The organism is Hoylesella buccalis ATCC 35310, assembly GCF_025151385.1.
GTDB classification, from domain to species: Bacteria; Bacteroidota; Bacteroidia; order Bacteroidales; family Bacteroidaceae; genus Prevotella; species Prevotella buccalis.
In genome coordinates, this window is the sequence record NZ_CP102287.1 from 1183690 (window position 1) to 1196969 (window position 13280).

Sequence of the window (13280 nt, forward strand, 5' to 3'; positions counted from 1 at the left end):
TAAGCGATTTAACTGCGGCCGATTTTTTGGACATCCTTATGGATGATGGGACAAACGTTTACTGAATTTTCTTGTAACTGAACACCGCCCACACATCGATGACGATGGCGAACAAAAGCAAGATGAGCAGGTCTTGGGCGATGGAAGCCAAGTTGCCCCCTCGAATAAACACCGTTCGCATGCCCTCGATGAAGTAGGTCACGGGGTTAACCAGCGTCAACTTCTGCGCCCAATCTGGCATACTGGACACGGGAGTGAACAGTCCACTGAGCATCATAACAAACATAATGATGAAAAACATCACGAACATGGCTTCCTGCATAGCATCACTATAGTTGGAAATGATGAGTCCGATGCCGCTGAATATCAAGGCCAGGAGCATGGACAAGAGAAATATCAGCACAATGTTGCCTGCCGGAAAAATGCCAAAAACCAGCCAAGCCAGGAAGATACACTCTATGATGACGACTGCGGATATGACCCAATAGGGAATCATCTTGGAGAGAATAAACTGGAGTTTGCTCACAGGCGTTACGTTCATCTGCTCAATCGTGCCGGCTTCTTTTTCGCTGACAATGTTCAAGGCCAAGAGAAAACCACACAGCATGATGACCACCAACGACATCAGGGCAGGAATCATGAACAGCTTGTAGCTCTTGTGAGGATTGAACAGTGCCACGGTAGAGAACGGCGACTCCATCGGTTTGACTTGTCCGTCCTGCAAATTTTGATTCACAATCTGGGCCAAATATGCCGAGCCCATACCGCCTTTGGTACCATCCACGGCATTGGCTGAGATGAGTACCTGTGGCTGTTGTCCGTTCACCTGGTCGCGCTCGTAGTAGTGAGGGATGGTGAGTACCACGTCGGCATCATTCCTCTCGATGGCCTGCATGGCCTCCTCATTGGTCTGAGCCATTCCCGAGAACTTGAAATAGGGCGATGATTGGATGCGCTGCACCAAGCGTTGCGACTGCGTACTGTGATCGTTATCAACCACGGTGATGTAGATGTTCTTCACCTCCATACTGGTAATCCACGGAAACACCAGCATGATGGCGATTGGAAAAAACAGTATCAGCTTGGGTATGAATGGATTGTGCCGAATCTGGATGAATTCTTTTTCAATGAGATAGGACAGTGTCATGACAGTCTGATTTTAAATTTCTTCAACGCAACGGCTAACAATACCACAGCCATGGCAGTGAGTACAGCCAGTTCTTTGTACACCATCTGCACATCAACGCCCATAATCATCAGCTTCTTCATGGCCGACACATACCATCTGGCTGGTATGATAGCTGAGAGATAACGCAGAATGGCCGGCATGCTCTCAATGGGATAAATCATTCCAGAGAGCATCGTGCTCGGCATCATGAGCAACATGCCCGACATCAGAAGGGCCACTACTTGCGTTTTGGCAACCACACTGATGAGCAATCCCAAAGCCAACGACAGCAAGATGTACAGCAACGAAACTCCAAAGATGAGTGCCACGTTGCCCGCAATGGGCACGGCCAGGATAAACTTCGAGATGAGTAGGATGCTGATAAGTATCAAGATGGACAGCACAAAGTAAGGCACAGCCTTGGCTATCATGATGTACAGCGGCTTGACGGGCGATACCAGCAGCACCTCCATCGTACCTCTTTCTTTCTCACGGACGATGCTCACCGAGGTCATCATGGCGCAAATAAGCATCATGAGCATCCCCATGGTGCCAGGAACAAAGTTGTATGCACTCTTCATCTGTGGATTATACAGCAGTTGGGTGTTGACGGCAGGCCTGCTTTCTCCATGCATTTCTCTCGTTAGTTCGTCCATCACGATTTGTTGGGCATACGACACCTGCTGTTCAGCGATGTTCGGATCCGTGTAATCAGCGATGAATTGAACGCCAGCCTGACCGCTGTACCGATTGTTTCCGAAATCGGGAGAGAAGGCAATGGCCATGTTCACCTTGTTGTCTGACAGTAGTTGTTTGGCCTCTTTCGTCGTTCCAACCGTATGAGTAACAATGAAATTGCCCGACGCATCCAGGCTGTGAACCACCTGTTGCGTACGACTATCCATCGAAGAAGTGACAATGGCCACCTTCACATCCTTGATGTCGGTGGTGATGGCGAAGCCAAAAATGAGCATCATCACCACCGGCATGCCAAAAAGAATCAGCATAGTGCGCCGATCTCTCATTATATGTTTCGTTTCTTTGATGACAAATGAGTTAAACTGATTCATTCTTTTTCTCGCTAAACATTATTCTCCACGGGTGGCTTGGCGTGCCAATAGCGTAAACACCTCATCCATGTCGTTGCAACGGTACATGCGTTTCAGCTCGCCAGGCGTACCCATGGCACGAATCTTTCCATCCACCATGATGGAGATACGGTCACAATATTCGGCCTCATCCATATAGTGTGTGGTGACAAAAACGGTGATACCGCGCGCCGAAGCAGCATAAATGAGTTCCCAAAACTGTCGCCTCGTGGCCGGATCCACCCCCCCAGTAGGTTCATCAAGGAACACTACTTCGGGTTCGTGGAAGATACTTACCGAGAAAGCGAGTTTCTGTTTCCACCCCAATGGCAAGGACTTGACCAGCGAATCGCGATGCTCTTCAAAATGCAACTGCTTGAGCATGTCGTCCATCTTGGCGGCAATGGCCTGCTTACTCATGCCATAGATGCCGCCAAAAAGCTTGATGTTCTGGGCCACGGTCATGTCTTCATACAGGGAAAAGCGTTGACTCATGTAGCCAATGTGCTTCTTAATCTGCTCCGAATGCTTGCGTATGTCAAATCCAGCCACCTTACCTTTGCCGCTTGTGGGCTTGTTCAATCCCGTAAGCATGTGCATGGCTGTGGTCTTTCCGGCACCGTTTGCGCCTAAAAAGCCAAAGATTTCGCCGCGATGAACACTGAAAGAAATGTCGTCAACGGCATGGAACGTCCCGAAAGCCTTAACCAGATGTTCAACCTGAATCACGTCTTCCGCCTTCTCTTGCAGTCCCTCTTCCGCCATTCCTTGCTGCACCTGGGCAGACTTATCCTCATGCTTCAGGCCTTCAGGATTGAAGATATCGGCAAATTGCGTTAAGATTTCATCGGGACCATCGATAGCTCTCACCCGTCCATTATCCAGAAAAGCCACCCGCTCACAGCAGCGAATCTCGTCCAAGTAGGGCGTTGCGGCCACAATGGTGATATTCCTTTCTTTCAGCATTCCAAGCATCTGCCACAATTCTTTGCGCGAAACAGGATCAACACCCGTGGTGGGTTCATCCAAAAACAGCACGCTGGGTTGATGGACAAGGGCACAAGAAAGAGCCAATTTCTGTTTCATACCACCCGACAACGCACCCGCCTTCCGATTTTTGAAAGGCTCTATCTGCGAGTAAATGGCTTTGATTCCATCGTATCCGGCAGCGATGGTGGTGCCAAAAAGATCGGCAAAAAACTGGAGATTCTCCTCTACTGTCAAATCTTGATACAACGAAAACTTGCCCGGCATGTAGCCCACACGCTGGCGAATTTCTTTATATTGGCTCACCACGTCATAGCCTTCAACACTTACAGTGCCTGCATCTGCCAGCAAAAGTGATGCCATAATGCGAAACAGAGATGTCTTGCCGGCACCATCGGGGCCTATAAGTCCGAACACTTCTCCTTGCTTCACGCTGAAAGAAACATCATCCAGCGCCTGGACATCATCGTAACTTTTGGTGATATGACTTACTTCTATCGCGTTCATTCCTATCTTACAACTTCATCCCACCATACATACCAATCTTGATGTGACCGTCATTTTGTACGGCTACCTTCACGGCATACACCTGATCGGCACGCTCGTCATCGGTCAAAATGGTCTTCGGGGTGAATTCAGAGCGTGGTGATATCCAAACCACCTTTCCCTTATACTCCTTGCTGGTGTCGTCTCCGTAATCGCTAAAGACGGTCACTTGCTGCCCAATCTTCACCTTTTCCAACTGCCGACTGGTGAGATAGGCGCGCAAGAAGAGGTTCTTGGTGTCGGCAACCTTGAACAATGGCTTGCCAACGGAAGCGAATTCGCCTTCTTCAGCATATTTCTCAAGCACGGTACCCGTAAGCGGTGAGGTGACATGACACTTCTTCAGTTGGTCAAGTACCTGATATTTTTGGATGTCGTTCGCACTGATTTGTGAATTCAGTGCACGCGTACTATTGTTCAAAGAAGATTGCTGTGCAGCCAATTGACGTTTCAACACCCGAACGGCCGATGTGGCATCGTCCAGTTGTTTGCGGTTGGCAGCCCCATCATTCACCAGTCCTTCAAATCGTTGTCGCTCTTGTTCGGCCTGCTTGAGCTGCTGTCTGAGCACGGCTATCTGCGCGTTTACATCCGGTTTCTGATTGGCAATCGACTTGGAGTTGGCCCCTACCTGGCGAGCTTTCAAGGTCAATTGAACCGTATCTATCAAGCCTACCTGCTGTCCTTTACTCACTTCAGAACCTTCGGCAACCCCCAGTTGGAGTAGTCTGCCATTTTGTTCGGCCGACACAACAACCTCTGTAGCTTCAAAAAGACCAGTCGCATCGTATTTATTCTCGTGTGACGAACATGCTGACAAGATGCCAACAAGTCCGACCATCACTATCTTCATCGTTTTCATATCAGTTATTATTGATGTTTTTGAGTTGATAAATTGCTTGCAAGAGCTGTATTTCATGAATGGTTTTCTGCTGTCGTGCCTCGCTCACCGCATTGACGTCGCGCAGCATTTCGTTGATGCTCTCAATGCCATTCTGCACCTTTTTCACCGATGTGTCATGGATGCGCTCACGCAAAGTGATGATGCGCGTGTCTTGTTCCAGCTTCTTGCGCAGGTCATCCACCACCCCAGCCGACTGTTGGCTTTGCAAACGTGTGTTGAAAAGGAAGGTTTCACGCTCGCTTTCAATCTGCCTTTTCTTGGTTTCCAGATTCCTCAAATCGTTCTTACGCGTATAAAAAGGTGTCACGTTCCATGACAACGTAATGCCACCCGCAATCATACCCGGACGCATGATGTCCATCACTTTGTTATGATACATGCCCATGGCGAAAGCACTTATCGTGGGATTGAGCTGGCTGTTCAATGCCTTGCGCTGCGTATCGAGCAATTTTGACTGCGCTGTAAAGTACGACAATTCGGGACGATGCGACGTGCTGTCCGGCAAAACTTCCGGCATGACAGGCTTCGCCAGTTGGGTTTTCTCATCCACCTCCTGTCCGATGAACAGTCCCAACATCCGCGCATACGAGCGTCTTGAGGCACGAAGACTGCCCTCTTGCTGCTCGGCACGAACCTGTTCTACGGCCACTGCATCCAAATCAGACTGGTTAGCAACGCCACCTTTCAACATGGCTTCAACGGTAGTGCGGCTCAACTGCAAGTCGTTTTGTAAGAGTTTTACTTGCTTGAGCTGTTCATCCAGCATCAGAATGCCGAAATATAGCTGGTCCACTCGCTGGTTAATGTCGTACAAACGCACATTCAACTGGTTTTCGTCAACCTCGGCTTGCGCCTTTGCCAGCTGTTTACGAGCTGCGATGCCACCTCCATCGTAAATCACTTGGTTAATCTGTACGCTGCTGTTGAGCAGGTAGTTCTTCATATCAGCCTGGCCCGAAGCTTTCATTTGTTCGGTCAAATCCAGCGGATCGGTGAACCCATTGGCTCCCAAACTAACCTTTACTTGTGGCAAATAGGCCTTTGAAGCGTTGGAAACCGTGTAGTTCTTGCTCTGCCTGACCAACTCGTATTGCTTGATAACGGGATACTGTTCGCGTGCCAACTCATGGCAACGCTCCAACGTAAGCTGGGCAAAGCCTTGCACGGCAACAGCAGACAACAGCAGCATCATGATTCGTTGTTTCATATACTTTGTGTTAATTCTGTTTGCAAAAGTACAACAATTTGCTGCAACTGTTGTTACCCTTTATGCGTTAAATATGTTCTTTTTGTACGATTGTATCAGATAAAAAGGTTAAAATGAGAAATAATAGTTATCTTTGTGTTGTTTTTAAAGATGAAATTGATGAGAAAACAACAAGCCAAACATATCAGTTTTGATCGTTTCAAGGAAATCGTTGAGCAGTCTGTCCAGCCCAATGACAAAAAACCTTATCTGGGAAAGCGGTTTGCCATGATCAAAAATATTTTGCCCAGTCTGCGTGACTCGGGGTTTGCCAAGAATCTCTTGCAGTTCACCGACTTGCGTATTGGTTTTGTGAAAAGTGGGGAAATAGAAGGAAACATCAACCTGCATCCCTCCCATCTGAAGCAAGGCACGCTGATAAGCCTCACGCCTAACAGCATCATTGAAATGAAAAAGTTCAGTAAGGACGTGAATTTTATGGTAATCACCCTTAACCCCGAACAACTCAACGGTTGGTACAAAGGCCCCATTCCCGCCTTCTTGATCAACCAGATGACCGAATCAATTATGCAACCGTGTAAAGCCGACCTAGCAGTTTTCTTCCATCTATTCAACATCTTGTGGGATGTGGTGCATTTGTATGGTGATGATAGTGAGCTGATTCCCGACCTGATGAGTGCCATTCTCCACCAAGTACACCATATATATAATACACATGCACAGCAACATGTGCACCAACAGACGCGCGAACGAACCATTTTCCAAGAATTCATACAGATGGTCAACCAAGCTAACGGGACCCAACGGCAATTGGACTACTATGCCAACCGCATGAACCTCACACAACGCTATCTGGGAACAGTAATCAAGCAAGTAAGCGATGTGACGGCCAAAGAATGGATAGACCGTTCGACCATTCTGCGCATCAAAGTCATGCTGCGCCACAGCGATCAGCTCATCACGCAAATATCCGATCAATTCGGCTTCCCAAACGACAGTTTTTTCAGCAAATACTTCAAACGAATGACGGGGCTGACACCCAAGGAATACCGCAATGGAAAAGAGAGCTTACAAACTGTAGGGGCGTAACCCACCACAGTTGAAACCAAGACTGGCGCACAAAATATTGTTCGATATTTTGATGCTTCAACTCCTTCAAAACGGCTCTTCAAATCTTTCAATCTAGAAAAAATCAATAGGCAGGAAGGATGCAAACAAGGAGTAATTTGGATAGAAATATCGAGTTTTTCCGCAAAAACAATGATTTTTCACCACAAAATGCAGCACTTTGGCGGCCTACCAACATGCTTTTGCGCTGCAAAGTCATGTGAATTGGGCACCAAGAGCTATGCTTTTGGCTAAAAAATGCGTGAAAAGAGATGGAATAAGGGTTATATACAGATGTAATTCTTTATATATCAACTACATACAAAAGCCACTCATATTTGGCGTATTTGCGCCCAGGGTTTGCTTTGTTCGCAAATACGTCCAAAATAAGCAAGCTTGTTGTCAAGAAAAATTACATCCATGAACAAGCCTGATTCCCTATCCGACAGCGTGTAAGACCGATGGCTTATTTCCGTTTTTTATCGATAAAACACAGTGCAGCACCAATGGCTGTGCAGAATTCACTGTACTTGGGAATGATGAAATTCACGCCATACAACTTCTCCATGCCACCGAATATGGACTTACACTGAGGTAGAAGCGTGAGGTTGCCGATGAGAACATAGTCCTTGATGCCCGTGCCCAACGAGGCCAGGATGGTGCTGCTTCCGATGGTTTGTAGCACCATGGTGATGATGCCCAGTGCTATGTCCTCGCGCGAGGCGTTACTCTTGGCGTTGCCAAAGAGTGAGGCAGTGGCGGTTTTGGGTAAGTTGGGCAGCGGATTGGGACTGATGTCGCCGATGCGCACATCGATATTCGAACCGTCACCTTGCATAGCCAACATAGAAATCTGCTTGATATCGTCTGTCTTGAGCATGATGCGCGACAGTCCGATGAGCGTTCCGCCTCCCAATCCCATGCCCCCAATATGGCGAATGTCATCGCCCAAACATTGGATAAGGCTGGTTCCGGTACCCATACTCACAACGATCATGTCGTCCAACTCGGTCTCAAACTGTGCCCCAAGCCCATTGCAGATAAACTCTTCTGCCTTGGCCGTGGGCAATCCATACACGGGGTCATCAACATAAGCCGCACCAACACCGGTGAGCATCACCTGCTCTACCTCGCCAAGAGAAATCTTGTTGTCGTGCAAATACTTGCCAAACGCACCATAGAGCGAGGTCACCGGGTCGGTAGCCTTGATGCGAATGGGGGCCACCACGGTGCCATCATCATTAATTCCCACGATTTTTGTCGTACTGATTCCTACGTCAATTCCTATTACAATAGCCATAATTACTGTTTTATTGCTTGCAAAAATAGCGCAAACCGAAAACAGAGAAAGTTCACTTTCTATGTTAAGGTGCAGCCTATTTTATGCAAAAGTACAACATTATCAATAATTATTTGTACATTTGAAGCAAAATAAAAACCAAGAAAAGATGAAAGAAAAGACATATCATGTGGTAGCTGCCATCATCAAGGACGGCGACAAATACTTGTGCATGCAGCGGGGACGCTCGCACTATGCGTACATTTCAGAACACTGGGAGTTTCCCGGTGGAAAGGTTGAAGCGGGAGAATCTGACCACGAAGCACTGGTGAGAGAAATAAAGGAAGAGATGGATTGGGATGTTTTTGTGGGCAAAAAAGTGGGCACAGTGGAATTCCACTATCCCGATTTCAACATGCATCTCACGGCTTACCTTTGTAAAGGCGGCGACGGAGAGTTCAAGATGTTGGAACACTTGGACTATAAATGGCTCACCATCGATGAGTTGCAAGACCTGAAATGGACGGAGGCCGACAGAAAACTGATAGAAATTCTCAAGACAAGAACAATCTGATGACAAACGACTTACGGCAAAAGATGCAGCAGTTGGTGGAAGAGCTCAACCGTGCATCAGACAATTATTATAGCGGACGAACTGAGTCGATGACCGACTTTGAATGGGATGCCAAGTTCGATGAGCTGAAACGACTGGAACAAGAAAGTGGATTGGTGCTGCCAGACAGTCCCACCACGAATGTTTCTGACGGCACAATCACCGGACAGAAAGAGGCGCACGAGTTTCCAATGCTGTCACTGGCGAAGACCAAGAAGCCCGAAGAACTGGTAAAATGGGCTGAAGGACGACCGATATGGCTGTCGTGGAAGCTGGACGGTTTGACCCTCGTGGTGACTTATGACGATGGGAAACTCACCAAAGTGGTAACGCGTGGCAACGGACACATCGGCACCAACATCACCCATTTGGCTCCTGCCATCCAGGGAATTCCAGCCACCATCAAGACCACAGGACATCTTGTGATTCGCGGAGAGGCTGTGATTTCGTACGCAGACTTTGAAGTATTCAACATGGAAGCGGATGAAGCATACGCCAACCCACGCAACCTCGCATCGGGATCGCTCACGTTGAAGGATGTTGAAGAGGTGAAACGGCGCAAAATACAGTGGATTCCGTTCACGCTGGTGCACACAGATGAGGCGATAAACTCTTGGGGAGAACGCTTGGATTGGCTTAGAGAAATGGGCTTCAACGTGGTGAAACACGAACGCATCAGCGACCCTTCCATCCACAACGTGAACCAAGCCATTGAACAATGGACCAACCTGGTTACCCACAACCAATGTCCCTTCCCCGTCGACGGCTTGGTTATCACGTTCGACGACACGGCTTTTGCTGCCACAGGCTCTATCACTGGCCATCATGCCACACGCGCTGGACTGGCCTTTAAGTGGGAGGATGAAGCGGCTACGACCGAACTTGAGTACATTGAATGGTCGTGCGCAGCGTCTACCATCTCACCCGTTGCGGTGTTCAAGCCAGTAGAATTGGAGGGAACAACCGTGAAAAAGGCATCGCTGTGCAACATTAGCGAATGCGAAAGGTTGGGCATTGGCGGACCAGGCAGCGTGCTGTCGGTGATCAAGGCCAATAAAATTATCCCGAAAGTGATTAAGGTTGTGCAAACTGTTGGAGCGTTGGAAATACCGCACGAATGCCCCGTTTGCCATCATCAAACACGCATCGACATCAGCAAGGCAAGCGGTACGCGCACCCTTCACTGCACTAACGAGGCTTGTCCGGCCAAACAATTGAAGAAATTCAATCGCTTTGTGTCGAAAAACGGCATGGACATCGATGGCATTTCTGAGCAAACGTTGGCCAAATTCATTAACTTAGGATGGCTCAACACCTACGCTGACATCTACCGTTTACCCAATTATGCCCAACAAATCGCATCATTGGAAGGATTTGGAAACAAGTCAGCGGGCAACATGATGCGCTCCATTGAAAAGTCAAGGACTGTGGAAGCGCGCAAATTCCTCTATGCCTTGACCATTCCCATGTGTGGTGTTGACGCTTGCAAACGCCTGCTGGACGCTTACTCTTTGCACGAACTCATTAGCAAAGCCATTGAGGCTGACACGCCAGAGGCATTTGCCAACATCCCCGGAATTGGTCCGGAAACATCGGCTTCGGTTGTGAAATGGTTCCAAGTGGAAGCAAACAGAAACGTGGTTGATGACCTGTTGAAGACGTTAAACGTTGAACAGCCGTCCACACAGCCTACAGGTGCGAGGTGCGAAGGCCTCACTTTCGTCATCACAGGCGACGTACATCACTACAAAAACCGCGCTGAGCTCAAGGCTTATATCGAAAATCAAGGCGGACATGTGACAGGAAGCGTGAGTAAATCGACCAACTACCTTATTAATAATAATGTGAACTCTACCTCCGGAAAGAATAAAAAAGCAAAAGAATTGGGGATAGAGATTATATCAGAAGATCAATTCAGGGAACAATTCACCTGAGTTTTTTCTTTTTCATCCCGCAACATCCGTCGCTTTGACTACTGGGTTCATCACTTCAAACACTTTGATGAACCAGCACAAACAGGACGCATGTTGCGGGATGATGGATGTCAGTTAGAACGTCCACTTTGCAGCTAAAGTTGGAATGGCGTAAAACTTATTGTTCTTTCCATGGTCATTCCAAACGAAATTATTGCTGAGTTCCACCTCTGAACCGATGCTCAGGTTTACCCCTTCCCAACCCTTGATGGCATTAAGGTTGACCCACAACTGAGGTTCAGACAAAAAGATGAAATTACCGTTTACATTCGAATTGTACCAAAGATCACAAAAACCGCTGAACGACATCAGGTTGTTGGCGAAGTTAACACCCCACACTTCCGTGAGTTGCACACTGCTGAAAGCCTTCGCACCCATGTGCCTACTCTTGAAAAACTGCTTATACAACAATTGCACCGAGAAGGTTTTGGAGAAATTGTCGTTGTGCCAATTCCACGCACCACCCAGCAATGCAGCATGTTGAAAGCGGGTAGCGTTCCAAGTTTTCTCATCAGAAGACAGTCCACCGTTATACTCAACGTGTGCGGCCCACTGCTTGTTGGGCGTCAGATTGAACTCACGGGATATCTCCCAATAAGCACCAGCCACGCCATCACGCTGATAATCGAGGTCAGTGAACATGTAAGTACTCCCCCACTTGTCTGCTTTGAACATTTCCACGGTTGTTGTTACCGACGGACGCCCACTCAACTCGCTGTAGATGTTGTGGCCTAAATCGTAATGAAACTGTACGTTTTGCGCTACTGCCGACAGGCTCAGACCCGCCAAAAGCATGGTGATGATTTTTGTTTTCATATCGATAAAATCGTGTTTTGTGAAATATTGTCGGCTACAAAGTTACGAAAACCGATGGAGTTTCATGCCCTATTTTTTCACAAATCATAGCATTTGTTTGCAAATACACCTGCAAACGATTACCTCTGTGTACCATTCCATCCCACCAATCAAGGGTTGTTCGCACGCATGGAACACATGAAGAAAAAACGTTTTTCACGTCTTTTCAATCTATCTATCATTCACTTATTTCACATTATTTAAGGAATTAGTGTCATTAACATTAATGCTTTTTTCTTACTTTTGTCACAATATGCGAATAGACATCATTACAGTTTTGCCCGAAATGCTCGAGGGATTCGTCAATGAATCCATTCTATTGCGAGCACAGAAGAAGGGATTAGCCGAGATACACCTACACCATTTGCGCGATTACACCACCGACAAGTGGCGACGCGTGGACGACTATCCGTACGGAGGCTTTGCCGGTATGGTGATGCAGTGCGAGCCTATTGACCGCTGTATCACCGCCTTGAAAGCCGAAAGGGAATACGATGAGGTGATTTTCACGTCGCCCGACGGTGAACAATTCAACCAACAGGTGGCCAACGACCTATCCATGAAGGGCAACATCATCATTCTTTGCGGCCACTACAAAGGCATAGACCAGCGCATTCGCGACCATCTAATCACTCGCGAGATTAGCATTGGCGACTACGTCTTAACGGGTGGCGAGCTGGCTGCGGCTGTGATGGCCGATGCCATCATACGCCTTGTCCCAGGAGTAATCAGCGATGAGCAGAGCGCACTGAGCGACTCGTTCCAAGACAACATGCTCTCCGCCCCTATCTACACACGCCCGGCCGACTACAAAGGGTGGAAGGTTCCAGAGATATTGCTCAGCGGCAACGAGGCGAAAATCAAGAACTGGGAAATGGAACAAGCCCTGGAACGTACCCGCAGGCTGCGCCCCGACCTGCTGGAAGACACGCCCCACAATCCTCAAATACATGATTGACAAACTATTAAAACTATATTATCTTTAAAACCTATGACTAAATTTATTGAGAAAACACAACCCTCATTTCCAGAAGCTGTAAGAAAAGGATGTAAACGACTTTTCGACTTCCATGGCCGCACACGTCGTTCAGACTTCTGGTGGTTCATGTTAGCCTACATGGTATGCTATTTCATCCTAACCAATATCTGTAAGGCTTTCCTGCCACTACTGGCTGCCGCCATCTGTGACCTTGCTGTCTTATCGCTTGCCCTTGCCATTACCGTGCGCCGATTGCAAGACCGTGGTGCCAGCAAATGGTGGGTTTTCGCAAACTATGCATCAACAGCTGTCTACACACTATATATTTATGGAACAGGCATTGGCGAAGAACTAATGAGTGTCAATGCCAATCCAGAAGCCAGCATGGGCATGTTCACCGACCCCATCTTCATCATCTCGCTAATCGTTGTCATGGTCACCGGTCTGGTAACATTCGTACTTTGCGTGCTGGATGGAAAGCCCCAGCCTAATAAGTACGGCCCCTCACCCAAATACATCATCAAAGAAGAAACGACAAACGAACAGCATCTTGAAGCAACAGCATAAGATATTG

At 47.8% G+C, this 13280-nt stretch carries 12 protein-coding genes; 5 read left to right on the forward strand and 7 right to left on the reverse strand.

All coding sequences use genetic code 11. From position 1 onward, the window contains the following. Positions 1-58: 58 nt before the first annotated feature. From NQ518_RS04995 to NQ518_RS05015, 5 genes are read right to left on the reverse strand one after another with little or no spacing between them, the layout of a single operon-like run. Positions 59-1147 carry an ABC transporter permease gene (locus tag NQ518_RS04995; RefSeq protein ID WP_227960650.1) on the reverse strand — a complete coding sequence of 363 codons (1089 nt, stop codon included), beginning with the start codon at positions 1145-1147 and terminating at the stop codon, positions 59-61. After that, positions 1144-2238, reverse strand: coding sequence for an ABC transporter permease (locus tag NQ518_RS05000; RefSeq protein ID WP_227960649.1), 1095 nt, complete (start codon positions 2236-2238; stop codon positions 1144-1146). Before NQ518_RS05000 ends, NQ518_RS04995 begins: the two co-directional genes overlap by 4 nt. An 18-nt stretch (positions 2239-2256) precedes the next feature. Next, entirely contained in the window at positions 2257-3750 is a 1494-nt protein-coding gene (locus NQ518_RS05005; RefSeq protein WP_227960647.1) for an ATP-binding cassette domain-containing protein, read from the reverse strand. A gap of 7 nt (positions 3751-3757) precedes the next feature. Then, positions 3758-4651, reverse strand: a complete 894-nt coding sequence (locus NQ518_RS05010; protein WP_227960645.1) for an HlyD family secretion protein — start codon at positions 4649-4651, stop codon at positions 3758-3760. A gap of 1 nt (position 4652) precedes the next feature. Continuing rightward, positions 4653-5900 carry a TolC family protein gene (locus tag NQ518_RS05015; RefSeq protein ID WP_227960643.1) on the reverse strand — a complete coding sequence of 416 codons (1248 nt, stop codon included), beginning with the start codon at positions 5898-5900 and terminating at the stop codon, positions 4653-4655. 159 nt (positions 5901-6059) lie between these two features. On the opposite strand from NQ518_RS05015, the gene NQ518_RS05020 reads away from it, so the two are divergent. Further along, positions 6060-6989, forward strand: a complete 930-nt coding sequence (locus NQ518_RS05020) for an AraC family transcriptional regulator (RefSeq protein ID WP_227960641.1) — start codon at positions 6060-6062, stop codon at positions 6987-6989. 484 nt (positions 6990-7473) lie between these two features. Here NQ518_RS05020 and coaW read toward each other — a convergent pair whose 3' ends face one another. Continuing rightward, positions 7474-8307, reverse strand: a complete 834-nt coding sequence (coaW, locus tag NQ518_RS05025) for a type II pantothenate kinase (protein ID WP_036872772.1) — start codon at positions 8305-8307, stop codon at positions 7474-7476. Positions 8308-8455: 148 nt separating this feature from the next. Between coaW and NQ518_RS05030 the strand changes: the two genes are divergently transcribed. Next, entirely contained in the window at positions 8456-8860 is a 405-nt protein-coding gene (locus NQ518_RS05030; protein ID WP_227960634.1) for a (deoxy)nucleoside triphosphate pyrophosphohydrolase, read from the forward strand. After that, positions 8860-10833: an NAD-dependent DNA ligase LigA gene (gene ligA / locus NQ518_RS05035; RefSeq protein ID WP_227960632.1), complete on the forward strand. Its 1974-nt coding sequence runs from the start codon at positions 8860-8862 to the stop codon at positions 10831-10833. Before NQ518_RS05030 ends, ligA begins: the two co-directional genes overlap by 1 nt. 114 nt (positions 10834-10947) lie before the next feature. Here ligA and NQ518_RS05040 read toward each other — a convergent pair whose 3' ends face one another. Then, positions 10948-11688: a nucleoside-specific channel-forming Tsx family protein gene (locus tag NQ518_RS05040; protein ID WP_227960630.1), complete on the reverse strand. Its 741-nt coding sequence runs from the start codon at positions 11686-11688 to the stop codon at positions 10948-10950. Positions 11689-11980: 292 nt separating this feature from the next. Here NQ518_RS05040 and trmD point away from each other — a divergent pair, with 292 nt between their 5' ends. Continuing rightward, positions 11981-12685: a tRNA (guanosine(37)-N1)-methyltransferase TrmD gene (gene trmD / locus NQ518_RS05045; protein WP_004348481.1), complete on the forward strand. Its 705-nt coding sequence runs from the start codon at positions 11981-11983 to the stop codon at positions 12683-12685. A 33-nt stretch (positions 12686-12718) separates the two neighbouring features. Continuing rightward, positions 12719-13273: a DUF805 domain-containing protein gene (locus NQ518_RS05050; protein WP_227960629.1), complete on the forward strand. Its 555-nt coding sequence runs from the start codon at positions 12719-12721 to the stop codon at positions 13271-13273. Positions 13274-13280 lie beyond the last annotated feature (7 nt).

Coding starts and splice junctions, on each gene's coding strand:
- NQ518_RS05020 (WP_227960641.1), top strand. CDS start 6,060: ATGAGAAAACAACAAGCCAAACATATCAGTTTTGATCGTTTCAAGGAA.
- NQ518_RS04995 (WP_227960650.1), bottom strand. CDS start 1,147: ATGACACTGTCCTATCTCATTGAAAAAGAATTCATCCAGATTCGGCAC.
- NQ518_RS05015 (WP_227960643.1), bottom strand. CDS start 5,900: ATGAAACAACGAATCATGATGCTGCTGTTGTCTGCTGTTGCCGTGCAA.
- NQ518_RS05030 (WP_227960634.1), top strand. CDS start 8,456: ATGAAAGAAAAGACATATCATGTGGTAGCTGCCATCATCAAGGACGGC.
- trmD (WP_004348481.1), top strand. CDS start 11,981: ATGCGAATAGACATCATTACAGTTTTGCCCGAAATGCTCGAGGGATTC.
- NQ518_RS05000 (WP_227960649.1), bottom strand. CDS start 2,238: ATGAATCAGTTTAACTCATTTGTCATCAAAGAAACGAAACATATAATG.
- ligA (WP_227960632.1), top strand. CDS start 8,860: ATGACAAACGACTTACGGCAAAAGATGCAGCAGTTGGTGGAAGAGCTC.
- NQ518_RS05010 (WP_227960645.1), bottom strand. CDS start 4,651: ATGAAAACGATGAAGATAGTGATGGTCGGACTTGTTGGCATCTTGTCA.
- NQ518_RS05005 (WP_227960647.1), bottom strand. CDS start 3,750: ATGAACGCGATAGAAGTAAGTCATATCACCAAAAGTTACGATGATGTC.
- coaW (WP_036872772.1), bottom strand. CDS start 8,307: ATGGCTATTGTAATAGGAATTGACGTAGGAATCAGTACGACAAAAATC.
- NQ518_RS05050 (WP_227960629.1), top strand. CDS start 12,719: ATGACTAAATTTATTGAGAAAACACAACCCTCATTTCCAGAAGCTGTA.
- NQ518_RS05040 (WP_227960630.1), bottom strand. CDS start 11,688: ATGAAAACAAAAATCATCACCATGCTTTTGGCGGGTCTGAGCCTGTCG.